The 22,350-nt window shown below is 36.4% G+C and carries 25 protein-coding genes; 5 read left to right on the top strand and 20 right to left on the bottom strand.

Translation table 11 applies throughout. The annotated features are described in order from the left end of the window. Positions 1-14: 14 nt before the first annotated feature. The 14 genes from U5B17_RS07090 to gatC form a co-directional block, all read right to left on the bottom strand. Entirely contained in the window at positions 15-1,130 is a 1,116-nt protein-coding gene (locus tag U5B17_RS07090; RefSeq protein WP_430804646.1) for a sensor histidine kinase, read from the bottom strand. Further along, entirely contained in the window at positions 1,114-1,782 is a 669-nt protein-coding gene (locus U5B17_RS07085) for a response regulator transcription factor (RefSeq protein WP_430804645.1), read from the bottom strand. The genes U5B17_RS07090 and U5B17_RS07085 overlap by 17 nt, the downstream gene beginning before the upstream one ends. A gap of 61 nt (positions 1,783-1,843) precedes the next feature. Next, positions 1,844-2,752 (bottom strand): NrfD/PsrC family molybdoenzyme membrane anchor subunit, encoded by a 909-nt coding sequence (gene nrfD / locus U5B17_RS07080; RefSeq protein ID WP_430804644.1) that lies wholly within the window; start codon positions 2,750-2,752, stop codon positions 1,844-1,846. Next, entirely contained in the window at positions 2,745-3,308 is a 564-nt protein-coding gene (locus U5B17_RS07075; protein ID WP_430804643.1) for a 4Fe-4S dicluster domain-containing protein, read from the bottom strand. Before U5B17_RS07075 ends, nrfD begins: the two co-directional genes overlap by 8 nt. A 10-nt stretch (positions 3,309-3,318) precedes the next feature. After that, positions 3,319-5,598, bottom strand: a complete 2,280-nt coding sequence (phsA, locus tag U5B17_RS07070; RefSeq protein ID WP_430804642.1) for a thiosulfate reductase PhsA — start codon at positions 5,596-5,598, stop codon at positions 3,319-3,321. 252 nt (positions 5,599-5,850) lie between these two features. Next, positions 5,851-6,636 carry a shikimate dehydrogenase gene (locus U5B17_RS07065; RefSeq protein ID WP_430804641.1) on the bottom strand — a complete coding sequence of 262 codons (786 nt, stop codon included), beginning with the start codon at positions 6,634-6,636 and terminating at the stop codon, positions 5,851-5,853. Further along, the gene (locus tag U5B17_RS07060) at positions 6,633-7,487 is read right to left on the bottom strand and encodes an SPOR domain-containing protein (protein WP_430804640.1); all 855 of its coding nucleotides are present in this window, start codon (positions 7,485-7,487) and stop codon (positions 6,633-6,635) included. Before U5B17_RS07060 ends, U5B17_RS07065 begins: the two co-directional genes overlap by 4 nt. A gap of 9 nt (positions 7,488-7,496) precedes the next feature. Continuing rightward, positions 7,497-8,039, bottom strand: a complete 543-nt coding sequence (locus tag U5B17_RS07055) for a DUF1882 domain-containing protein (RefSeq protein WP_430804639.1) — start codon at positions 8,037-8,039, stop codon at positions 7,497-7,499. Continuing rightward, positions 8,039-9,283: a serine hydroxymethyltransferase gene (locus tag U5B17_RS07050; protein WP_430804638.1), complete on the bottom strand. Its 1,245-nt coding sequence runs from the start codon at positions 9,281-9,283 to the stop codon at positions 8,039-8,041. The genes U5B17_RS07055 and U5B17_RS07050 overlap by 1 nt, the downstream gene beginning before the upstream one ends. After that, entirely contained in the window at positions 9,280-10,791 is a 1,512-nt protein-coding gene (gene lysS / locus U5B17_RS07045) for a lysine--tRNA ligase (protein WP_430804651.1), read from the bottom strand. The genes U5B17_RS07050 and lysS overlap by 4 nt, the downstream gene beginning before the upstream one ends. A gap of 24 nt (positions 10,792-10,815) precedes the next feature. After that, positions 10,816-11,286 carry a Fur family transcriptional regulator gene (locus tag U5B17_RS07040; protein ID WP_430804637.1) on the bottom strand — a complete coding sequence of 157 codons (471 nt, stop codon included), beginning with the start codon at positions 11,284-11,286 and terminating at the stop codon, positions 10,816-10,818. Beyond that, entirely contained in the window at positions 11,286-11,909 is a 624-nt protein-coding gene (locus U5B17_RS07035) for a CvpA family protein (protein WP_430804635.1), read from the bottom strand. The genes U5B17_RS07040 and U5B17_RS07035 overlap by 1 nt, the downstream gene beginning before the upstream one ends. Further along, complete coding sequence (locus U5B17_RS07030; protein WP_430804634.1) at positions 11,910-12,965, bottom strand: type IV pilus twitching motility protein PilT; 1,056 nt, start codon at positions 12,963-12,965, stop codon at positions 11,910-11,912. It lies immediately after the preceding gene. Between the two features lie 9 nt (positions 12,966-12,974). Next, positions 12,975-13,262 (bottom strand): Asp-tRNA(Asn)/Glu-tRNA(Gln) amidotransferase subunit GatC, encoded by a 288-nt coding sequence (gene gatC, locus U5B17_RS07025; protein WP_430804633.1) that lies wholly within the window; start codon positions 13,260-13,262, stop codon positions 12,975-12,977. Between the two features lie 120 nt (positions 13,263-13,382). On the opposite strand from gatC, the gene U5B17_RS07020 reads away from it, so the two are divergent. From U5B17_RS07020 to hisG, 5 genes are read left to right on the top strand one after another with little or no spacing between them, the layout of a single operon-like run. Then, the gene (locus U5B17_RS07020) at positions 13,383-13,943 is read left to right on the top strand and encodes a hypothetical protein (protein WP_430804632.1); all 561 of its coding nucleotides are present in this window, start codon (positions 13,383-13,385) and stop codon (positions 13,941-13,943) included. After that, positions 13,940-14,941, top strand: a complete 1,002-nt coding sequence (locus tag U5B17_RS07015; protein ID WP_430804631.1) for a PQQ-binding-like beta-propeller repeat protein — start codon at positions 13,940-13,942, stop codon at positions 14,939-14,941. The genes U5B17_RS07020 and U5B17_RS07015 overlap by 4 nt, the downstream gene beginning before the upstream one ends. After that, on the top strand, positions 14,941-15,273 hold the full coding sequence (locus tag U5B17_RS07010; protein WP_430804630.1) for a hypothetical protein: 333 nt from the start codon (positions 14,941-14,943) through the stop codon (positions 15,271-15,273). Before U5B17_RS07015 ends, U5B17_RS07010 begins: the two co-directional genes overlap by 1 nt. Continuing rightward, positions 15,260-15,883 carry a type III pantothenate kinase gene (locus tag U5B17_RS07005; protein ID WP_430804629.1) on the top strand — a complete coding sequence of 208 codons (624 nt, stop codon included), beginning with the start codon at positions 15,260-15,262 and terminating at the stop codon, positions 15,881-15,883. The genes U5B17_RS07010 and U5B17_RS07005 overlap by 14 nt, the downstream gene beginning before the upstream one ends. Then, the gene (hisG, locus tag U5B17_RS07000) at positions 15,880-16,494 is read left to right on the top strand and encodes an ATP phosphoribosyltransferase (RefSeq protein WP_430804628.1); all 615 of its coding nucleotides are present in this window, start codon (positions 15,880-15,882) and stop codon (positions 16,492-16,494) included. Before U5B17_RS07005 ends, hisG begins: the two co-directional genes overlap by 4 nt. A gap of 68 nt (positions 16,495-16,562) precedes the next feature. Here the strand turns inward: hisG and U5B17_RS06995 are convergent, their stop codons facing one another. The 6 genes from U5B17_RS06995 to U5B17_RS06970 all read right to left on the bottom strand — a co-directional run bounded on the left by U5B17_RS06995 (position 16,563) and on the right by U5B17_RS06970 (position 22,331). Next, on the bottom strand, positions 16,563-17,204 hold the full coding sequence (locus U5B17_RS06995; RefSeq protein WP_430804627.1) for an outer membrane beta-barrel protein: 642 nt from the start codon (positions 17,202-17,204) through the stop codon (positions 16,563-16,565). A 166-nt stretch (positions 17,205-17,370) separates the two neighbouring features. After that, entirely contained in the window at positions 17,371-18,819 is a 1,449-nt protein-coding gene (gene pyk / locus U5B17_RS06990) for a pyruvate kinase (protein ID WP_430804626.1), read from the bottom strand. 99 nt (positions 18,820-18,918) lie between these two features. Continuing rightward, the gene (locus U5B17_RS06985; RefSeq protein WP_430804625.1) at positions 18,919-19,125 is read right to left on the bottom strand and encodes a hypothetical protein; all 207 of its coding nucleotides are present in this window, start codon (positions 19,123-19,125) and stop codon (positions 18,919-18,921) included. Between the two features lie 80 nt (positions 19,126-19,205). Continuing rightward, positions 19,206-19,433 carry a hypothetical protein gene (locus tag U5B17_RS06980; RefSeq protein WP_430804624.1) on the bottom strand — a complete coding sequence of 76 codons (228 nt, stop codon included), beginning with the start codon at positions 19,431-19,433 and terminating at the stop codon, positions 19,206-19,208. Positions 19,434-19,659: 226 nt separating this feature from the next. Then, positions 19,660-20,067: a hypothetical protein gene (locus U5B17_RS06975; RefSeq protein WP_430804623.1), complete on the bottom strand. Its 408-nt coding sequence runs from the start codon at positions 20,065-20,067 to the stop codon at positions 19,660-19,662. Positions 20,068-20,423: 356 nt separating this feature from the next. Continuing rightward, positions 20,424-22,331 (bottom strand): EAL domain-containing protein, encoded by a 1,908-nt coding sequence (locus U5B17_RS06970; protein ID WP_430804622.1) that lies wholly within the window; start codon positions 22,329-22,331, stop codon positions 20,424-20,426. Between the last annotated feature and the right edge of the window lie 19 nt (positions 22,332-22,350).

Genomic DNA, 22,350 nt, shown 5'->3' with positions numbered 1-22,350 from the left:
CTTAAGTAAAACACTTAAGATAAAGAAGCAAGTTTTAGTTTATAAGAAAATTTGCTTCCTTTTTCAAGTTCACTTCTTACATTATAGATAATATCATTTTTTACACATATCTCTTCAACTATATTTAGCCCGATCCCAAAACCACCCTGCACACTATCTTCACGCTCATATCGTCTAAAAATTTTCTTCACATCTTTTATGCCACTACCAAAGTCCTCAACACTAAACACCACCCTACCCTCATCTTTTTTTATACTCAAAATGATCTTGGTGTCTTGCGGACTATATTTTATAGCGTTTGTTATAGTATTATCAACGAGCCTTTGAAGGGCTATCTTGCTTATAAAAACATATAAATTTGCTTCAATATCATAAACTATCTTAATGCGTTTAGTATCAGCCAAAGATGCCAAAAATCTTACTCTCTCGCGTGCAAACTCACATAAATTGATATGTTCGCTTGGGAATTTTATATATCCACGCTTAATATAATATTCCACATCATCATACAGCAGCTGCATTTGCTTTAGTGCGTTTGAAATTCGCTTTGTGTTTTTGTTCTCAACACCAAGCATTTCAAGATTTATCTTAGCGACACCAAGTGGTGTTTTTAGCTCGTGCATAGCGTCATTAAAAAAGTCATTTAGATATTTTTGTGCTTGCTTATAAGGTTTTACGCTTGTAACAAAAAGTAGATAAATAGTTATGCTAACAACCAAAAGAGCAAGTGCTAGCGTAAGAGAGACGATAAAAATTTCACGCTTTACATTTAACTCACTGGCTATAATTATAAAAAAAGGTCTCTCTTTTAAAAAGAAAAAATCTTTATAATATAAAACTCCATCTTTTATAAAATTTTTTTCTGTTCGCTCCTTGTGCAGGTCCTGAAGTGTTGAAAAGTATATAGTATCATTTGAGTCATAAAGTGCGTATTTGTAAATAAGAGAGTCAGGCAAAATTTGACCATTTTCAAAGTTGCGCCTAACCTGCTTTTCAAAACGCATCATACCAAAAATATTATTTGAAACTTCCTCTTTTTGGCTTGACACTATTATCCAAAAGCTTTGCAAAGCAAAAAGTGCCATTATAATAATAACGGCAATCGTTGGAATTTTAAGATTTTTTTCCATCGATTTTGTAGCCAAAATGTCGTTTTGAAATTACAAAATCACTCAAAGTTTTTTGTCTAATTTTTAAAACATGCATCCTTATATCGGCTTCGTTTATCTCTTTATCGCCCCAAATTTTCTCTTTTAGCTCATTTATGCTGATAAAATTTCCAGCATTTACAGCAAGATAACTTACTATCTCAAGCTCTTTTGCACTAAGCTCAATCACCTCGCCATCTTTTAAAAGTTGTCTTTTTATAGCGTCATAGTTAAAATCCATATCAAGTGCTATAAAATTTTTATCGCCAAGGCTGTAGTATTTTCTCATAAGTTCGCCCACACGAAATTTCAGCTCAGCAAGCTCAAACGGCTTTTTAAGATATTCGTTACAGCCAAGCTCATAGCCTATCGCCATATCGTTTATATCAACAAGCGAAGTCATCATCATTATAGGTGTTTGAAGACCTATACTTTTTATAAATTTTAAAACTTCAAAGCCATTTATGTTTGGCACCTTAACATCGAGTATAAAAAGTTGATAGATATTTTTTGATATTTTATCACAAGCAGTCTCGCCATCACCCGCTGTATCGACCTCATAGCCAAGTGATGTTAAATACTCACTAACACTCTCTTGATAACCAAGGTCATCTTCCATAAGTAAAATTTTCAAATGTATCCTTTAAGTGTTGTTGCTAAAAGTGATACCCACCAAAATGATGGGTATCAAAATCTTACATCTGTCCTGCATAGACTATGTAATATCTTAGCAAAATAACACCAAGTATAACAATAAAAGTATTAAAAATGATTAAATTTTTACTCATCTTCTCGCCATTTGCCAGCTCTATGACAACTGGAAGCGCCATACCAGAGCCAACAACGAACACCCAAAACATCACAGCTAATGCACCATTTGTAAGCGCCTTACCAGCAACTTCTGCACCTGCTGAACCTGATGAGTAAAGATAGCCAAAAAGAGCAACTAAAAGCAAACATTCAACAATTATAACAAACATATCAAGCTTTAAAAGTTTAAATGTACTTTCATCTTTTTCTTTACCAAATATTGCACCACAAAGTACGCTGGCAGCTATACCTGAACTAAGTCCAGAAACCAAAAACAATATAGGTAGGATAGGCGTATCCCAAAGTAAAATTTTACTTACAGCACTTAACAAAAAGCCTGTATAAACGCCCACACCAATGGCTAGTGGGAGGATTAAAATTTCACAAAGTTTTGCCAAAGCCTTTTCAAGTGAACTTATCAAGCCTTTAAATGGAGCCAAGATAGCAAGGTCTTTGTAGGCAAAAAGTGCATAAACAACAACTATCGGTGTATAAACTAAAAGAAGCGCAACACCGATGCTCATAACTGATGTAAAGTTATACTTTAACAATATCCAGTAAAAACTAAGTGGCTTCCCAAGGTCAAGCACCAAAAGAGCAAGACCAACAATGATAGCAATAGGTGCTAGCAAAACGGCACTCTTAAAATTTGCCCCAGTTTTACCTTGCCACTTTAAAAGGACTGCAACGATAGCAGCACCAGCACTAAGACCAGCCAAAAATAGATAAAGTGCGATTGGCCACGGCCAGTAAATTTCGCCATATTGAGCCATACTTCCCCACATATTATTCATTGTGTCCTCCTTTTGTGTTTGCGACCATAGCAAGGCGTGGATGTGTGCCAAGCTCGGCTTTTGGGTAATAAACCTCTTTTTCCTTTAACATCTTTGAAATTTTTGAGTTTTCATCATTTGCATCTCCAAATACAAGTGCGTCTGTTGGACAAACAGTTACACAAGCTGGCTCCTCACCGCGTGCTAGGCGGCTTTCATGACAAAATGTACATTTGCCAATGTTTCCATCTGGTAAGACAAATCTAGCATCATAAGGGCAAGCAAGGATACAGTATTTACAGCTAACGCAAATTCTATCATCAAGCAAAGTGATACCATCTGCTGTCTTAAAGCTTGCTCCAGTAGGACAAACTTCAACACAAGGCGCATCCTCACACATAACACAGCTATGGCGCAAAAAGTCCATTTTTAGCTTTGGAAATGTGCCGCTCATTTTTGTATGAACTTGCAAACGATAAAGGTTGTTAGGAACATTGTTTTCACTTCTACAAGCGACAGAACAGCCTTGACAGCCTATGCATAAATTTTCATCATGAATCATCATATACTTTTTCATCTTATCTCCCTTACGCCTTAACTATCTCAACACCGACATTTGTAACCATCGTAGCAGCCACAGGTCCCTCTTCTGGGTTAAGCAACACACTTTGGTTTGTACCTACCATGTGAATTTTGCCAAGTGCTGGCGTGATGTGACCAAATCCGTGATACAAAAATAGCGTATCTTCACGAATGCCCTCAGTTAGCATAACTTTACCATTTTGTTTACCAAATTGGTTCTTAATAACAACATCATCTCCATCTTTTATCCCGCGCTTTGCAGCTGTTTTTGGATGTATCCATATAGGTGCATCGTTCATTAAATCATTTAAATATGGAACTGATTGGGTGTGACCATTTGTATGAATAGGCGTCTTACCTGTCATTAAGCAAAGCTCATGACCATCATAAACATCCATACCTTCAGTATTTAAACAGCCGTATCCAGGAAACTGTGCTTCAACTTGCTCGCTAAATAGCTCTATCTTGCCACTTTTTGTTTTTAACTTAGCTTGAGAGTCCATAAGTCCATTTTCGCCTACATACTGAGCTGTTTGTGGATATTTAGCTACAAATTTTGCCACACTATCTTTATCTCGGAATAAAATCCCCGGCACATCATAACTAACATATCCATCTTTTTCTAACTTGGCAAGCAACTCAACATTACCTTTAACTTGTTGCATACGCCACTCACGCATATTATTCCATTTGTAAAGCTCATCAATCTTCATGCGACGTGCAAGCTCTCTAAAGATAGTTGCTCCATCTTTAGTGTCACCGACCGGATCTACAACTTTATTTCGTATCATATAAGCTGGTTTTAAACTTGACTTATCTTCAATACCCTCATCACGCTCAAGATATGTGCTTTCAGGCAGGATTACATCAGCAAAAGTTGCCATATCGTTCATATAAACATCGCTAACAACGATAAAGTCAAGCTTTTTCATAGCCTCTATAGCCTTTTCAGTTTCTGCAACATTTATAAGATGGTTAAAGCGGATATTAAACCAGCCTTTTATTGGATACGGTTTTTCGCTTAAAATAGCATGAGGGATATCCATCAAAACCCCGTGACTTCTACTTACAAACTTATGTCTGCCATCTTCTCCAGCAAAGTCAAGTCTTTGAACCTTTGGAACTTTAAAGTCTTTATCTGGATTTGCAAGCTCATCAATGATGTTTTCGCCTACAAGTTTGTTGTATTTTTTAGCGTTTTTACCACTAAACAAACCACCTTTAACTTCCCAGTTACCCATCATTGCATTTGCAGTCATTATGGCTCTAGTTCTCATATACTCAGCTTTTGCTGTTGTTGTTTTATGTCCAAAGTCGATGATAACCTTTGGCGCAGCTGCCCAAATTTCAGCTGCTATCCTTTGTATATCAGAGGCTTTTATGCCAGTTATTTTTTCAGCCCACTCAGGTGTTGTATCCTTAGTCATTTCAACAACTTTATCAAAACCGATAGTAAAATCTTCTATGAATTTTTTATCATAAGTACCATTTTTTATCCAAGTATGAATAAGCGCCATAACAAAAGCTAAGTCAGTTCCTGGCTTAACTGGCAACCACTCATCAGCCTTTGCAGCAACAACGCTAAATCTTGGATCAAGCACCAAAAGCTTTCTATCTTTTTGAGCAGCAAATTTTGCAAGTTTTTTAGCATCGCTAATAACTATACCCTCAAAAAGGTTGTGTCCAAAATTTACAACATACTTTGCATTAGAGAAGTCACGCTTTAACTTAGCATCACCATACATATGCTCGCACACCATTTGATATGTTATAGGGCAGCATGAAAAATGTGAAAAGCAGTTTGGTGAGCCGTAGCTAGAGGCAAAATTTACCATAAGCTTATGAGTTTGAGAGCTTTTTGCAGTGAATACAAAACTTTCGGGTCCATACTTCTCTTTTATCTCTTGCATTTTTTTTGCAACTAGATCAAGCGCCTCGTCCCAACTAGCTTCGCGCCATTTGTTTTCTCCGCGTTCTCCAACACGAATAAGCGGCTTTACTAAGCGTTGTGGATCATAAAGCTGACTATGTCCAGAACCTCCGCGCGCACAAACTGATGTCTTTGTTCCGCTTGCCTTTGCATTGCCTTGTATAAAAACTGTTTTATCGTCGCTAATGCGTGCCTCTATAGGACAGCGTGATGAGCACATTTCACAAAAACTCATTACCGTTTTTTCGCTAGGACTTAGTGGATTTGCACCAAGCTTTGCTATCGTGCCAGGCATTGCACTTACAGCCCCAACAACTGCAGACGCTTTAAGAAAATTTCGTCTTGAATTGTTCATTTTCTCCTCCTAAAATAGTTTTATCGGGAAAATTATATCATTGCAAGGTCAATTTAATGTAAAATATTTCTTAAATATGTTTTTTAATTATTATTTTAAGTAAAATAAGAAAATCATTATCAATAATCGCAAAAATTTATTATCATAGATTTTTTATATTTTATAGTATTTGTCGATATTTTAAGGTTATTTATTATAATTCTGAAGTTTTTAAAAATTTAAAAAGTAAAAATATAGTTTAAAGTTAATATTTTAAATTTGCATAGCCTTGCGCATAGCAATTTCTATATTTTCTTCGTTTAATTTATTATCATAAAATAAATTTAATGCCAAAACGGCTTGAAAAAGTAACATATCAGAGCCATCTTTTGTAAGCAAGCTATTTGACTTTGCAAGCCTTAAAAATGGTGTTTGTTTTGCATATATAACATCATAAGCAAATTTTGATCTTTGTAAGCATGGAGTTAAAATTTCAGAACTTAATGGCAAGCTATCGTCCTTTAATCCAGCCGAAGTTGAGTTTATAATCAAATCAAATGATTTTACCTTAAAATCGCTCCATGTAAAGCACTCATAGCCATCAAACTCTGCGAACCGATCCTTGCTTCTATTTAAAATTTCTACACTTATGCCAGCGTTTTTCAAACTATATGCAATCGCTTTTGCAGTTCCACCAGCACCAATGATAAGCGCGCTTTTTACCTCTTTAAATTCTTTTATAGAACGCAAAAAGCCTGGGGCATCGGTATTATATGCATAAATTTTATCATCTTTTAAAACAAGAGTATTGGCAGAGCCTATAGCCATAGCCTCTTTTGAGGCAACATCGGCAAGACGCAAGGCATAAGCCTTGTGTGGGACCGTAATATTAGCGCCATCGAGCCTAAGCTTCTTAAATGAACTTATGAGCTTATAGCCCTCTTTTAATAAAATACGACTATAAAAGCCATTTAAATTTAGCTCAGATATCGCCTTGTTATGAAGTCTAGGCGATATACTGTGAGCTACTGGATCTCCAAAAAGAGCAAACGCTCTCATTTGATCCTATAAATAAATGCACCAGAGGCAATGTCTTTGCGAATATCACTAAGTGCGTTTTGAATTTTATCCTCACTAAAAGGACCAACTATAACCTTTGTCATATTGCCAGCTTTAACAGTTGTATAGCTATAGCCTTTAGCTGAAATTTTATTTGTAAGTGATGTGTCAGGGGTTGGCTTTGAGATAGCCGCAACTTGAACATAGGCTCCTTTTGAACTACTAACAGCTGCTGTAGTTGTTTTTGCAGGCTCTTTTTTAGACTCTGGCTTTGCAGCTGGCTTTGGCTGCTCTTTGGTAACTTTTTTAGGCTCTTCTTTTTTTACTTCCTCTTTTTTAGCTTCAGGTTCTGGTTTTACTTCAACCTTTTTAGTAAGCTCAGGCTTTGGCTCTTCTACTGCTTTTATAACTAGTTTTGGCTCAGGCTTTTGTTGAGTCGCATCATTTTTGCTTGTATCGGTTTCACTCTTGCCCTTTAGCTTTTTAACCATATCCTCAAAGTCATCTTGGCTTTTCCCTTCTGGCATAATCGGCACTTGCTCAAAAAGCTGTTCATCATTTTTTCTCTCGCTTACATCTTGCGGCTTTGATGCTGGCTGGGTAGCCATAGGCTGATTTAGTGCTAAATTTTGATCCTGGCTTGGAGCTGGTGGCAAAACAAGCCTTGAATCAATCTCGACATTTGCACTTGTTTTTGCCTCTGGATCGCTGTTTATAAATTTCATCACAACAATAACTGCTAAAAACAATATAACCGCAGCCGCAACGATAAGCAAAATTTTCTTTACATTAGTACCACTGTTGTCATTTTTTTCCAATAAAATATCTTTTAGTTCGTTGTTTATCTGCATAAAATTTCCTTACATATGTTTTGACCAGCTTGCACCGCGCTCTTTTTGATAAAGCTCGTATGGCAACGCTAGGATGTTAAATTCTTTTGGCATCTCTATCGTTGGAAACATCTTCCACTCCTTTGGAAGGCGCTGTAAAAGCTTTGCACTTAGCATATTTGCAAGCTGGCAGGCCTCGCTAAATGTTGTATGTCCCTTATGAACATAAAGATGCAAATGCCCCTCTGTTTTGCTTTTATAGGCAGTAAAATTTATAAAGCCTTCTTCACGAAGCAAGAGCTGGGCTCTATGCCAAAAGCGCTCTGGTGTGCGTCCATTATAGTCAAAAACTATATTTTCAACTTTATCAAACTGATTTATCAAAGAGTGAGCCACAACTATCTTGCCAGCTTCGTGATCTTGGATAACCTTATAGTTTAACATCTCATTCACACGCTCAAATTTGTCAAAAAATAGCTTGCCCTTATACTCGATCTTGTTTACGATACTATCACGCTTTATATAATAGTGCGTGGTTATCATTTTAATTAGTGCGGTATCTATACTTTGCATTAAAACATCGCCTTATCATAGATTATAAACTGATGTGCTAACTCTTTTAGCTCGGCTTTAACCCTTTCTTGAACTTGGATGTTGTTTATATCATCAAGTACATCGGCTATTTTATTTGCAATTAGCACAAATTCAGTCTCTTTCATGCCACGAGCTGTAAGCGCAGGGCTTCCTACGCGAATACCGCTTGTAACAAATGGACTACGGATTTCTCCAGGAACGGTGTTTTTATTTACAGTAATGCCAGCATTACCAAGTGCTATATCAGCATCTTTACCACTAAATTCTTTTGTCAAAAAGCTCATAAGCACCAAATGATTATCCGTGCCCCCACTCACTAGATCATATCCTCGTTTTACAAGGGTTTCGCCTAAAATTTTCGCATTTGCCTTAACTTGTTTTGCATAAACTTTCCACTCTGGGCTTAAGTTGTGTTTAAAACCAACAGCCTTTCCAGCTATCACATGCACAAGCGGTCCACCTTGGATACCTGGAAAGATACTAGAATTTATCTTTTTAGCATACTCTTCGTTGTTTGTCATTATGATACCACCCCTTGGTCCACGAAGTGTTTTGTGTGTTGTAGAGCTTACAACATCACAATGTGGGAATGGGTTTTGATGTTCACCAGCTACGACAAGTCCAGCGATGTGAGCTACATCGGCAAATAGTATCGCGCCTACTTCATCGGCTATTTCACGGAATTTTTTAAACTCAATCTCACGAGTGTATGCGCTGGCACCGCAAACTATCATCTTTGGTTTTACTATCTTTGCTATATCAAGAACTCGCTCATAATTTATACGACCATCAAGCTCCACGCCGTAAAAAAAGCTCTCGTAAATTTTACCAGAACTGCTTACCTTTGCACCGTGTGTAAGGTGTCCACCGTGACTTAAATCCATGCCTAAAATTTTATCGCCTGGATTTAAAAGCGCACCATAAACGCCTTGATTTGCCTGCGAACCTGAGTTTGGCTGAACATTTGCAAACTCGCAACCAAAAAGCTCTTTACAACGATCAATGGCTATTTTTTCAATTTCATCAACAAACTCACAACCACCATAATATCTTTTACCAGGATAGCCCTCTGCATATTTATTTGTAAGGATAGAGCCCATGACTTGCATGACTTCTGGGTATGTAAAATTCTCACTTGCTATCATCTCAAGATGGTCACATTGACGCTTTAACTCCAAATTTACAAGGCCATATATCGACTTATCAAAATTTTCTAAACTCATTTGCTCTCCTTTAGTTGGTTTTCATTTTTCAGTGGTCGCATAGCAGGGAAAAGCACGACATCACGGATTGATTTTTTATTTGTCAAAAGCATTACAAGACGGTCAATACCAATGCCCTCTCCAGCAGTTGGTGGCATAGCGTATCCAAGCGCCCTAACATAGTCCTCATCCATCTCGTGCGCCTCATCATCGCCAGCATTTTTAGCATCTATCTGTCCAGCAAAACGGTTGTATTGATCGATCGGATCATTTAGCTCGTTAAACCCATTTGCAAGCTCACGCCCAGCGATAAATAGCTCAAATCTCTCAGCTATATCAGGATGTTTATCATTTCTTCTTGAAAGCGGACTTATGGAGATTGGAAAGTCAGTGATAAATGTAGGATTTATAAGCTTACTCTCAACATAATTATCAAAAAGTTCGGCTTGCAAATGCCCAAGATCTAGCTTCTCATTTGCTTCAAAACCATCTTTTCTAAGCTTGGCTAAAATTTGCTCCCTATCATCAATAATAGCAGGATCAAGCACGCCTATATCAACTAACGCTTTTTTATATGTTATACGCGCAAAAGGCTTTGAAAAATCTATCTGCATGCCATCAAATTCTATCACCTTTGACATATCAAGCTTATCTATTAGTGTTGTAAAAAGTTCTTCTGTAAGCCCCATAAGATCGTGATATGTATGATATGCCCAGTAAAACTCAATACTTGTAAATTCAGGATTGTGCGTTAGATCCATGCCTTCGTTACGGAAATTTCTATTCATCTCATAAACCGCTTCAAAGCCACCAACTATAAGGCGCTTTAGATATAGCTCTGGCGCTATCCTAAGGTATCTATCAATTCCGAGTGCATTGTGAAAAGTCACAAAAGGCTTTGCATTGGCACCACCAGCTATAGGGTGCATCATAGGAGTTTCAACCTCCAAAAAGCCCTTATCTTCAAAAAATCTGCGTATAGTTGCTACTATTATCGAGCGCTTTTTAAAGTCATTTCTAACTTCTGGGTTCATTATCATATCAAGGTAGCGCTGACGATAGCGCATCTCGATATCCACTAGTCCATGATATTTTTCAGGAAGCGGACTGATGGCCTTTGCTGCAAGCGTTATCTCACTTACATGCATTGAAAACTCGCCCGTCCTAGTTATAAAAGCATAGCCACGCACATAAACGATGTCGCCAACTTCGATATTTTTCTTTACTACATTAAACCACTCAGGATCTAGAGTTTTGTTGCTAAAATAAATTTGTAAATTTGCATCTTCATCTTCAATGTTTGCAAATATAGCCTTACCAGCATCACGAATAAGCTTTATACGCCCCGCAAGGCCGACAAATTGTCCCTCTGCCTTGCGCTCTTCTGTATCTTTTATGTGGTTAAATTTTATCTTAAATTTTGTTATATCCATATCACGCCTAAGAAAATGTGGATAGGGATTAACCCCTATTTTGCGCAATTCCTCGGCAGTTTGTAGTCTTTGTAATTCTAGTTTGTTTTCAAATATCACCGTTTTTATCGCCCCTTTTTACTATTTACCTTTTATATTATCTTTATTACATTTTTCACAAATTCCATATAGCTGCATCATGTGCCCAGTAAGCTTAAAGCCGTGCTCTTTTGCAATAGCAAGCTGACGCTTTTCTATAACTGCATCTTCAAACTCGATAATAAGCCCACATTTTCTACATATCATATGATCATGATGAGGCTTTGTAGCAAGCTCAAATTTCTTACCCTGAGAGCCAAAACTGATAGATGTTACCATTTCAGCCTCTTCCAGTAAATTTAGCGTTCTATAAACAGTCGCAATACCCACATTCAGGTCAGGATAGTTCTCCTTGATAAACATATAAAGTTTTTCAGATGTAAAGTGTTCTTCATTATTATAAAGCGTTTTTAGTAAAACTTCGCGCTGTTTTGTATATTTTAAGCCATTATTACGAAGCACTCGTTTAAATTTTTCTAAAAGTGCGTCATACTCTAAATTTTCAATACTCATCAATTCTCCTTTGATACATTTACATCCGAAGTTATATTATTGTCTATCATAATAACTTCACTTTTGATAATCTCATCGCTCTTGCTATCATCTTTTGTAAGCGGAACGATAGCATTCTCAACATCATTTTTAAGCGCCTTTACATCAATATTTGCTATCCATTTTCCAGTATTTAGCAAAACAGGATAAACCTTACTATCTTTAAAATACTCCTCAATCTCATCGCTTAGATTGGTATTTGAAATAATAGCTAAAACCGCAGAAAGCGTCAAAAAGACCTTTGCGCTACCAGCCACAAAGCCTCCAAGCCTATCTAAAAATCCCAGCCCACTTACACCAACAAGCTTTGAAAGAAATTTGCCAACCAAAACACATAGTATCCAAAAAACTATCCACACTCCAACAAAACTTACAAAATCAAGCATTGATGGATTTTGTATATTATAGATGTTTGACTTTATAAACTCTCCAGCTTGTGAAGAAAGACGACTTGCAAGCACCAAACCACCTATAAGTCCAACAAGTCCAGCAAACTCAGTGATAATACCTCGCACCAAACCCATAAGCCCAAGTATAAGTATTGCACCAATGACGATAATATCAAAAAACATTAATCCTTGCATTTACATTCCTACATTTAAATTTAAAATTTCTTGTGTGTTATTTGCATACTCTAACGCACTTTGTTGTGTTATAAACCCGCTATTTACGGCTTTTACTAGTGCAAAAGCCTGCGTTTGCATACCACTACTTTGACCTAACTGTATCTGTGAATATATCTGATGAGTCTTTCCTTCGCGGATAAGATTTGAGATAGCTTGATTGTTTATCAAAATTTCATGAACACAAACCCTTGCACCGCTTATTTTTGGTACTAAATTTTGTGAAACTACTGCAACAAGAGAGCTACTTAACATACTTTGAATCAATGCCTGCTCAGCTCCAACAAAACTATCAAGTATGCGGTTTATACTTGAAACCGCGGAGTTTGTGTGAAGTGTGGCAAGTACAAGATGTCCGGTCTCTGCCGCACTTATAGCCGCTGCCATACTATCTGCATCGCGCAACTCTCCGACTAATATCACATCTGGATCTTGCCTAAGAGCTTGTTTTAAAGCATTTGCATAGGAGGTTGTGTCTGAGCCTAAATTTCTATGCGAAAAAAGTGATTTTTTATTTGTATGTATAAACTCAACTGGATCTTCTATCGTTAAAATATGCTTTGCCTGAGTTTCATTTATCTCATTTAACATAGCTGCCATCGTCGTGCTTTTGCCACTTCCAGTAGCACCAGTTACTAAAATAAGTCCTTTTTGCCGACACACGATATGCCTTAAAATATCTGGTGCGTTAAGGCTGCTTAGAGTTGGGATTTTGGCTGGAATTTTCCTAAAGCTAGCCGCCATTTTAGACTCATTTACGAAGTAAAAATTTGCCCTAAATCTAAAATTTTTATACCCAAACGAAAAGTCAAGCTCTTTTTTGGATAAAAACTCACACTTTTGAGATTCATTTAAAAGTGAAAAACAAAACTCACATAACTCCTCATCGCATAAATTTTTATTATCTAATGCTACCAAATTTGCATCTATCCGAACAAATGCTGGCGAATTTGCAACCAAGTGCAGGTCGCTAGCATCCTTTAAGATAAATTTTTCAAATAGCAAATTTTCTTGCACCAAACACTCCTATTCTATTATTTTTGGAACGGCAAAGAAATTGCCCTCGCGATGTGGAGCATGGGCAAGTATCGAGCGTACCACATCGCTTTGCCGTGGAGTATCTTCGCGCAGCGGAGTAGCTGCATTTATCGCACTTACAACTGCCTCATCGTGACTTAAGTCAAGCTCATTTAAAACCTCGACAAAATTTACTATCTCACTGAGCTGTTTTTTTATCTCTTCACGCTTATCATCTGAGACTTTTAATGACGAAAGTTTTTCTAATTTATTTAACAAAGTATCATCAATAATCATAAATTTACCTTAATTTATCAAAATTTGTTGCCATTATATCACATTTAAGCTTATTTTTTTGCTGTTTTAAATTTTATTATGCTACAATTACAGCCAAAAATAAAACAAAAAGGAAAAAAATTGGCAGTAAAAGACGATATTAAGATCATAAAAGATGAGCTAAGTACCCAAGAGCAGTTTTTAGAAGGGATGATAAAGGGCGAAAGGTTTTTAAAAAAGTATAAATTTGCATTGATAAGCGTAGCTGTTTTAGCAGTAGTTGCGGGAGTTGGATATTATGCATTAAAGAGCATAGAGCAAAGCAATATGGCAAAGACAAATATAGCATACAACAAAGCCCTTGAAAACGATATAAATGCTCTAAATTCGCTAAAAAATGACGCTCCTTCACTTTATGCACTTGCAAAATTTAAAGAATTTCAAGATAAAAATGATACACAAGGCATAAAGTCGCTTATTAGCGCTGACATAGATCCACTTTTAAAACAAATTTTCTCAGCCTATGCTGGTGAGGCAAGCGGTGCAATACTGGCTGATTATAGTTTGTTAATCGACGGCTACGAACTTTTAAAACAAAATAAAATAAAAGAGGCAAATACCGAATTTAGCAAAATCAGCGCAGACTCACCTCTTGCAAATATAGTTAAAAATTTACAGCACTATCAAGGAATAAAACAATGAAAAAAATACTACTACTTGCCGTGATTTCGGCATTTGTATTAGCTGGTTGTAACTCAAAAAGAGAGTATTTTGACCCCGAAAAAATAGATGGGGACATAAGACTATCAAAAGATCTACCCGCATCAATCACGCATGTTACAAATGGTGGTGCAACACTAAAAAACGGTAGCGTCATAACAAAAGATGGTCTTGAAAATGATGTAAAACTAGAAAAAGGTTACTTTCTTCTAAACAAGAACGAGGGCAAGGTCATCTCCACAAACATACAGGGAGACTTAAAAGTAACTGACACAACAGGGGCTGAAATTTTTATCCGTTCTTTTCCAGCAGCCATAGTTTCAGCAAATATTGAAGGAAATTTGCTAGCTACTGTAAGCGCCACAAACCATATATACCTTATTGATATTTATAATGCAATTACACTAATGGAGTATCGCTCAAGTGAAATTTCAGCCGTTGACTCAAGAGTTGCAGCTCCGTTTTTTCTAAACACCATCATCATCTACCCATCACTTGATGGTAAAATTTACATCGTAAATAAAGCAACATCGCAAATCATAAGTGACATCGTAGTAAGCTCAGAAAATTTCTTTAACAATATTACATTTTTAGATGTTGTTGGTGATTACATGTTCGCGGCTACTGCAAAGCGCGTTATCTCGATAAATCCAGCAAAAACGACCTACTTTGACGGCGAGATAAAAGATACAATAGTTCATAATAACAATATCTTTGTCTTGCAAAAAGATGGCAAGATAACAAAGCTTGACTTTGAGCTAAATAAAATAACTGATAAATATTTCAAATTTGCTATTTTTTCAGATGTTACAGCACATAATGACAACCTTTACATAGTCGAAAAAACTGGCTATCTTATAAAAACAGATACAAACTTAAATAGTGCACAAATTTTTGAACTAAGCGGAGAGCTAGAAGATAAAAGTTTTACTGGCAAAAATGCCTTTTACTATGATGATGAGTATGTGACTTTTGAGTAATGGACACTCAAATTTTAAAGCTTTTTGAAAGCAAAAAGATATTTTTAAAAGATCTAAAAAATCTTGATGTGAGCGAGTTTTCTCGCTCAAAAACTCTCAAAATTTTTTTTGGTGTTGACCTAAAGGGCTTTTATACCATCGTCTTTTTTCGTTTTGCAAAATCAAGACTTTTAAAAAAAGAGAGTCAAGCCCTAAACGAGCTTTGCACTAAATTTGAAGCTAAATTTGATACAGCAATAAAAAAACGCATACTTTTTTACAGCTCGCCTGCTTGCTCAAAGGCATTAGATGAGCTAACATCATCTGGCTGGAAGTGCCATGAAGCTTTGTGACATCGGCAATACAAATGCCACTTTTTACGAAAATGGCAAGATAACTCGTGTTAAAATAGAAAATTTTAGTACCGACTCAAGCCAACCCGTTTATTTTATAAGCGTAAATGACAGTCTAAAAGAGCGCCTAAAAAACGCTAAAAATTTTATCGACCTTGAGCCATATTTTGAACTTGACACGATATATCAAGGCATAGGTATCGATAGGGTTGCGGCATGTTATGGGATAAAAGATGGTGTGGTTGTTGATGCAGGGAGCGCAATAACAGTTGATATTATGGCAAACTCCATCCATCTTGGCGGCTACATTCTGCCAGGTATCACGGCTACACTAAAGGCATTTGAAGAAATTTCACCTAGACTAAAAGTAGTTTTAAACTCACAAATCGAACTCGAGGCATTTCCTCAAAAAACGGCTGATGCTGTAAGTTATGGCATTATAAAGCCTATCGTTACGCTAATATCAGCTATCGCTTACGATAAAAGTATCTATCTTACTGGAGGAGACGGTGAGTTTTTAGCAAGATTTTTTAAAAATGGAATTTGCGATAAAACACTTGTATTTCGCTCAATGCAAAGATTAATAAACGAAAAAGGATTACACAAATGATAACTATCGCACTTCCAAAAGGTCGTATAGCTAATGAAACGCTTGAAATTTTTAGAAAAATTTTTGGTGGGGCGTTTGAGTTTGAAGATAGAAAACTTATTCTAAGCGAAGGACAATTTAAATTTTTAATGGTAAGAAACCAAGATATACCAACCTATGTGACAGAAGGCGCGGCAGATATCGGTGTGGTTGGGCTTGATGTACTTGAAGAGCACCAGCCAGATGTTGTGCGGCTACTTGACTTGAATATTGGCAAATGCCGTGTCTGCGTAGGGATAAAGGAGGGATATGAGATAGATTATACTCAGCCCGAAATTCGTATCGCAACAAAGATGCCAAATATCGCACGAAACTACTTTGCACAAAAAGCAACAGCACTAAAGATCATCAAGCTTTATGGCAGTATCGAGCTTGCACCGCTTGTTGGGCTTAGTGATGGTATCGTTGATGTAGTTGAAACTGGCACTACAATGAAGCAAAATGGGCTAAAAGTAGGCGAAACTATAATGACAAGCTCAGCTCATCTTATCGCAAACAAAAACAGCTTCATCATAAAAAAGGCTGAAATTTTAGAACTTTACGCAAAGATAAAAAATGAGATAAAAAGCTAGAATTGTACTAGAAATTATCTTTTAAAGATAGAAAACCAAGCCGTTTTTTGACTTGGTTTTCTATGAGATTAGAATTTATAGTTATAACCTAGATATGGTCCATAAGCCGTCTCTTTAAATTTAAAATTTGCACTGCCTATGTCAAAGTTTTTGTATTTAGTATATTCAGCCTTTACGCCAAACTCAAGCTCACTTTGCTCATCAAAATCATAAAGTCCACCAACCTTTCCACCAACTACCCAGCCTTTAAGATTTTTAGCATACGCACCGCCATAAGTTGTACTATTGCTTGTTATGGGCATATTTAAATCAATGTTAGCTATCGCTAAACCAGTATAAACACCCAGAAGAGCTCTAAAATTTTGACTTATCTCAGGAGTAAAATCAACACCAACCAAAAGCTTATGCTTTTTCCAGTTTATGCTGTAGTTATCATTTGTGTTACTGATTTTTCCGCTTTCAGATGCTTTTGTATCATAGATATAAGAGCCATAAATTCTATAGCTTTCTAAGTCTTGACCGATTTTAAAACCTATATTTGCCCTGGTATCATCTGATTTTCCAGACGATATGTCTTCTTTATCATCAATATTTCCTTTAAGTATTGACTTATCATAGCCTACCTCAACTCCAATAAATCTATCCTCAGCCATTGCGCCAACTGCCACAAGCGAGCCAAGTAATAAAGTTTTTATAACAATATCTTTCATAAGAGCTCCTTTTAAGGATTTATATCTTAATTATAATACCCCCTCTCTCTCTCTCTCGCTAAAAATCAATAAATTTCTATTAAAAACTAATACTTTATAAACTAGTATAGATGAAGCTATATAAAATGAGTAATGGCTCGCTAAAATATACAAGCGAGCCTAAAATTTATAGTTTTTGTGAAAGATAATAATCTATCTGATCGCGCCTTAAAATTCGCATAAAGTTAGTGCTTCCCTCTATACCAGTAGGGTAGCCAGCAGTGACTAAATAGCTTTTATCATGATCTATAAAGCCGTCGTTTACTGCGCGCTGAATTGTATCTACGAGCAAATCGCTAAGCTTATTTTTCTCAACGACAAGTGCTGGAGTTACACCCCAAGCAAGCGTAAGCGCGTGAGCTGTACTTTCATCATGCGCAACGGCAAAGATGTCGATATTTGGGCGATTTCTAGCTAACTTTATGGCTGACTTTCCAGATGATGTGATAGAGATCATCCCATCAAGCTTTAGTCTTACAGCTAGAGCTGCTGCGCTTGATGATACAACATCAGTCTCATCAAGAAATTCATAAGTGTCAAATTTATTGTATGGGTATATGTTTTGAGTTTGAACTATTGTATTACTCATAGCTTCAACAACTGCAACAGGATTTATGCCAATAGCACTCTCTTCGCTTAGCATAACAGCATCTGTACCATCAAGCACAGCATTTGCCACATCGCTTATCTCGGCGCGAGTAGCAGTCTCATGCTCTGCCATACTTAACATCATCTGAGTGGCTGTGATGACTGGCTTGCTTGCTGCATTTGCTTTTTGGATGATTAGTTTTTGAATAGTTGGCACTTGATAGTAAGGCACCTCTATGCCAAGATCACCCCTTGCCACCATGATACCATCGCTAACCTTAATAATCTCATCGATATTTTCTACCGCATCAAATTTCTCGATCTTTGAAAGAACGCTTGCACGAGAACCAAAGCTTTTTAGTATATCTTTAGCTTTTATCACATCGCTTGCATTTTGCACAAAACTAATAGCAACAAAGCTCACTCCACACTGCGCACCAAATTCCATATCTGCTCTATCTTTTGGCGTGATAACCTCGATATTTATCTTGGTATTTGGGAAATTTACACCCTTATTTGAACTTAAAATGCCATCATTTTCGATGCGCGTCTCAACCACATTTGAGCCAGTATTTATGACTCTTGCACGGATACGACCATCGTAAAGATAGACATACTCATCACTTCTTAGCATAGCTAAAATTTGTGGTTGATTTAGGCAGGTTTTAAAATGATTTTCACCAACTTTTACACCCATAATCTCATCGGCATAGATATCAAGCCTATCGCCAGCTTTTAACTCAAACGGTGCTTCAAGCTTTCCAATACGAACTTTTGGACCGCAGATATCTTGCAAAATTCCTATCCTTAGCCCAAGTCGCTTCTCTACTTCACGAATTTTATCTATATTTTGCTTGTGATACTCATGCGTGCCGTGGCTAAAATTTAGACGAAAGACATTTACTCCTGCTTTTACCATGCGCTCCATAGTTTCTATGCTATCGCTTGCTGGTCCTAGTGTAGCTACGATTTTAGTTTTTTTGACCATATCTGCTCCTTTTTGTTTGACATTATAACACATTTTAGGAAACATTTTGGTATCAAAATAAGCCAATTTTAGACATAAGCATCTATCTTTTGATAAAATTTACTCTGGTTTTATCTCGCTAAATTTGATGAGATCATTATTAAAAAGCCTTTCAAGACTTGAAAGAGTAAAGAGCTCGCTTTGATTTAGCTTTTGTGCCATGAGATAAAATTTGCTATCATATTCGCCCATCTTAAACTCACTCACGCCAAGCTCCCAAAGAGCTTTAAACTCAGCCTCTGTTAGCGTTTTAGATAAATTTTGCACACCAAGTTCTGGTGCTGGAGCTATCTTGATGTCTAGCTTTTTGACAAAAGCACTCTTTCTTTTGCCGCTTTATATATCATTTAGTTTGCCTGTATCTTCATATACCTTATCGACCGCAAGTGCTCTGTGTCGCTATCAAATTTTAGCCTTATCCTGCCATCATTTTCACGCTTCATCACAACAGCCGCATCAGTATCTTTTAAGGAATAGGCTGAGCCTTCTGGGTCATTATCAAAGCGATGTTTTAAGCTCTCTAAATTTCTTAAGCTCATTTTCATGCCAGTATTTTGCTCAAATTCACGCTCCATAGCATTTAGCCTTGCTGACTTGGTAGAGCTAAGTTTTTAATAAGCTTATCAGAACTACTAAAACCACTGTTTTAGCTAATTTGAAAGTTTTGAAATTTTCTCATTATACTCATTAAGCTCGGCTTTGTAGTCTTTATAAAATTCATAAAACTCTGTTTTTGGTAATTAATATAAGAAAACTTGCTCTTATTTGTATTTTTTTCTGAGATGATTGAATTAAACTCGCTTAACATCTACGAGCTACTTTTTCATTACCATCAATATCATAGTCACGAATTTTTAATTTACTAAAATTTTCATCATTTATATCCAAGACACCATCTCCTGTGGTATCAAAATTTATAAGATACATATTTGCATTTATCTCTCCTACCCCCATTTTATTGCCATCATCAAAGGGGTCAAAAAAGACCTTAACATCGCCGCAAGCTGTTTTTAATACATTTGAAAGACCATACTCATTAATGTTGTGAATTTTAGTATCAGCTGAAACGATCACAGTTCTATTTTTGGCAAATATAGCGTTGTTATCATCATAAACAGACATGTGAAAGTCACTTGCACCTATTTGCTCAAAATAACTATGCGTATCTATACCATTTGAAATTTCATATCTTGTGGGAGATTTTACCACACCACTTAAAACCGCTCTATCTTTGCTTAAAGTTGCGTATCTAGCAAGACTTGAGCCAAGCTCTTTTTATCCTTGACCTGAGATTGTGGCATTTAAGCTTTCTAAAATTTGTGTTTTTACGCTATTTTATGCGGTTTGTCGCTCTAATTGAAGGTCTATCTTATCTATATTTGTGACTTTTTGTAGCAAGCTTGAGTCGATGTGCCCTAAATTTAATGCCGCCATAGACCCTGCAATATTCATCATAAATCCTTTTTAATGAAAATACTAGGCTAAATATCGTCCAAATTTAAAAAATATTTATAGTTTTATGAAAAATAAGTCACCAAGGCTAAAGCCCTAGCAACTTAGCAAATTTACATTGTCTTATCGCTTGGTGCGCCAAGGTAAAAGCCCTGATACTCATCAACACCAAGCTCTTTGCAGATATCAAAGACCTCTTTTGAGTGGATGTATTCTGCTATAGTTTTGATGCCAAGATCTTTGGCAAATGTCACTATCGCGCGAGTTATCGTATATGAATCTTTGTTGGTATCAATATTTTTAATGATAGAACCATCAATCTTGATGTAGTCTGGGTTTAGTTTTAATATATATGAAAAATTCGAGTACCCAGAGCCAAAGTCATCGATGGCTATCTTTGCACCCATATTTTTGACCTTGTCTATGAAATTTTCAATACGCTCGGCATTTTCGATATTTTCATCTTCAACTATCTCAAAAACTAATCTCTCAGCGACATTAAACTGATTAAGCAACCTTACAACATGCATGCTAACATCGCCATCTATCATATCTCTACCGCTTAAATTTACGGAGAGGATTAAATTTTCATTTTCATTTAGCCGCTCAACCGCCTTTGAGATTATCATCTTTTGCAATTCAGCATAGCGCTTTATCTGCTTTGAGGTTGATAAAAAGATGTATGGCGAGATAATCTCTCCACTATCCATTATACGAATCAAACACTCATATTTAACGACTTGAGAATTTATATCATAAATAGGCTGATAAAATGGCACGATATTGTTGTTTATGATAGCCTTACGGATGATATTTGAGCGGCTTATCTGCTCGGCATACTCATCTGATTTATTTAGTCCTTTAAAGTAGCAAACAAAGTCTTTTTTAAGTAATTTTGCCATCTTTAAAGCAGTCAAAGCTTTCATCAAAGTATCGTCTTTATCAAGAGCAAAGCCTATCGTTGTGTGAATTTCTATATCGATATTTTTACCATTGTCATCTTTTATGGTTACTATCCTACCTTTAAAGCGGTTTTTAAGCTCATTAGCCAACTCCTCGTATCGATCTATGAAAAAGTCACCATTTTCAAATAAAACAAACTGATCTGCTGATATGATATAAAGCTTCATATGTTCATTTTTTGCAAATTCACGAAGAAGCTCAGAAAGATACAAAAGAAGCCTATCGCAAACCGATCTTCCATAGTAGTTATTCATCCTACTAAAGTCATCTATATCAACAACAACTACCTTTGGTTTCTTGCTAGCAGCAATATCATTTTCTAAAGCATTTTTATTTGAAATGCCAGTAAGCGGATCTGCATATAGGTTGTTTCTAGCTGATTTTAACGACCTTATGGATCTTTTTTTATGGCCAACAAATTTCTCACGCAGTCTTAAAAATCTCATAGAGATCCAAGTATACCAAACAAAAGCCATAAATGCTGTACTTGAGCTCGCGATAAAAGAGATAGACATATTTTTTATTAGCCACTCTTTAAAGTCTGGGTCATCCATGTCACTTAAAGTTTGAGGAAAAATATAGTTAAAGCCAAATATATACTCTCCAACCCTTTGAAAAATACACATACTAACTCTATTTTCTGGACGCATTATCCTATGCGTATATTTGTTGTTAAAATTGTGTGAGGCTAGACCATTTCCACAGCTAGGATGTATAAACTCATCACCTGGCTGAAACTGGGTATCTGGCGTTGATACAACCCGTAAAACACCTCCAGCATCAAATTTTAAAAGATATGTTTGATATGGCAAGCTCAAGTCTTTGTAAATTTCATTAAGCTTTGTAAGACGACTAGAGTTGTTTTCTGAACCTATCCTGTCCATTATACTCTCCATAACAAAAACGGCACGCTGCTTATAGTCGATATGTGCATCGCTTTTGGCTTGAGAATACTTAAAGTAAAATATGAGTCCATTTATAATACAGGCTATAAAAATGAGCCAAAAACCAACAAACATCATGCCATTGTATCGATGTAGTTTATACTTTTCGTTCACAGCCTCACCTTGTTATTTT

The sequence above is a fragment of the Campylobacter australis genome (assembly GCF_050586305.1).
Classification (GTDB): Bacteria; Campylobacterota; Campylobacteria; order Campylobacterales; family Campylobacteraceae; genus Campylobacter_A.
This window is presented reverse-complemented; position numbering and strand designations above follow the sequence as displayed.

Excerpts from the sequence above, each read along its gene's own strand:
- U5B17_RS07090 (WP_430804646.1), bottom strand. The coding sequence starts at position 1,130 with ATGGAAAAAAATCTTAAAATTCCAACGATTGCCGTTATTATTATAATG.
- nrfD (WP_430804644.1), bottom strand. The coding sequence starts at position 2,752 with ATGAATAATATGTGGGGAAGTATGGCTCAATATGGCGAAATTTACTGG.
- U5B17_RS07075 (WP_430804643.1), bottom strand. The coding sequence starts at position 3,308 with ATGAAAAAGTATATGATGATTCATGATGAAAATTTATGCATAGGCTGT.
- phsA (WP_430804642.1), bottom strand. The coding sequence starts at position 5,598 with ATGAACAATTCAAGACGAAATTTTCTTAAAGCGTCTGCAGTTGTTGGG.
- U5B17_RS07065 (WP_430804641.1), bottom strand. The coding sequence starts at position 6,636 with ATGAGAGCGTTTGCTCTTTTTGGAGATCCAGTAGCTCACAGTATATCG.
- U5B17_RS07060 (WP_430804640.1), bottom strand. The coding sequence starts at position 7,487 with ATGCAGATAAACAACGAACTAAAAGATATTTTATTGGAAAAAAATGAC.
- U5B17_RS07055 (WP_430804639.1), bottom strand. The coding sequence starts at position 8,039 with ATGCAAAGTATAGATACCGCACTAATTAAAATGATAACCACGCACTAT.
- U5B17_RS07050 (WP_430804638.1), bottom strand. The coding sequence starts at position 9,283 with ATGAGTTTAGAAAATTTTGATAAGTCGATATATGGCCTTGTAAATTTG.
- U5B17_RS07040 (WP_430804637.1), bottom strand. The coding sequence starts at position 11,286 with ATGAGTATTGAAAATTTAGAGTATGACGCACTTTTAGAAAAATTTAAA.
- U5B17_RS07035 (WP_430804635.1), bottom strand. The coding sequence starts at position 11,909 with ATGCAAGGATTAATGTTTTTTGATATTATCGTCATTGGTGCAATACTT.
- gatC (WP_430804633.1), bottom strand. The coding sequence starts at position 13,262 with ATGATTATTGATGATACTTTGTTAAATAAATTAGAAAAACTTTCGTCA.
- U5B17_RS07015 (WP_430804631.1), top strand. The coding sequence starts at position 13,940 with ATGAAAAAAATACTACTACTTGCCGTGATTTCGGCATTTGTATTAGCT.
- U5B17_RS07010 (WP_430804630.1), top strand. The coding sequence starts at position 14,941 with ATGGACACTCAAATTTTAAAGCTTTTTGAAAGCAAAAAGATATTTTTA.
- U5B17_RS07005 (WP_430804629.1), top strand. The coding sequence starts at position 15,260 with ATGAAGCTTTGTGACATCGGCAATACAAATGCCACTTTTTACGAAAAT.
- hisG (WP_430804628.1), top strand. The coding sequence starts at position 15,880 with ATGATAACTATCGCACTTCCAAAAGGTCGTATAGCTAATGAAACGCTT.
- U5B17_RS06995 (WP_430804627.1), bottom strand. The coding sequence starts at position 17,204 with ATGAAAGATATTGTTATAAAAACTTTATTACTTGGCTCGCTTGTGGCA.
- pyk (WP_430804626.1), bottom strand. The coding sequence starts at position 18,819 with ATGGTCAAAAAAACTAAAATCGTAGCTACACTAGGACCAGCAAGCGAT.
- U5B17_RS06980 (WP_430804624.1), bottom strand. The coding sequence starts at position 19,433 with ATGGAGCGTGAATTTGAGCAAAATACTGGCATGAAAATGAGCTTAAGA.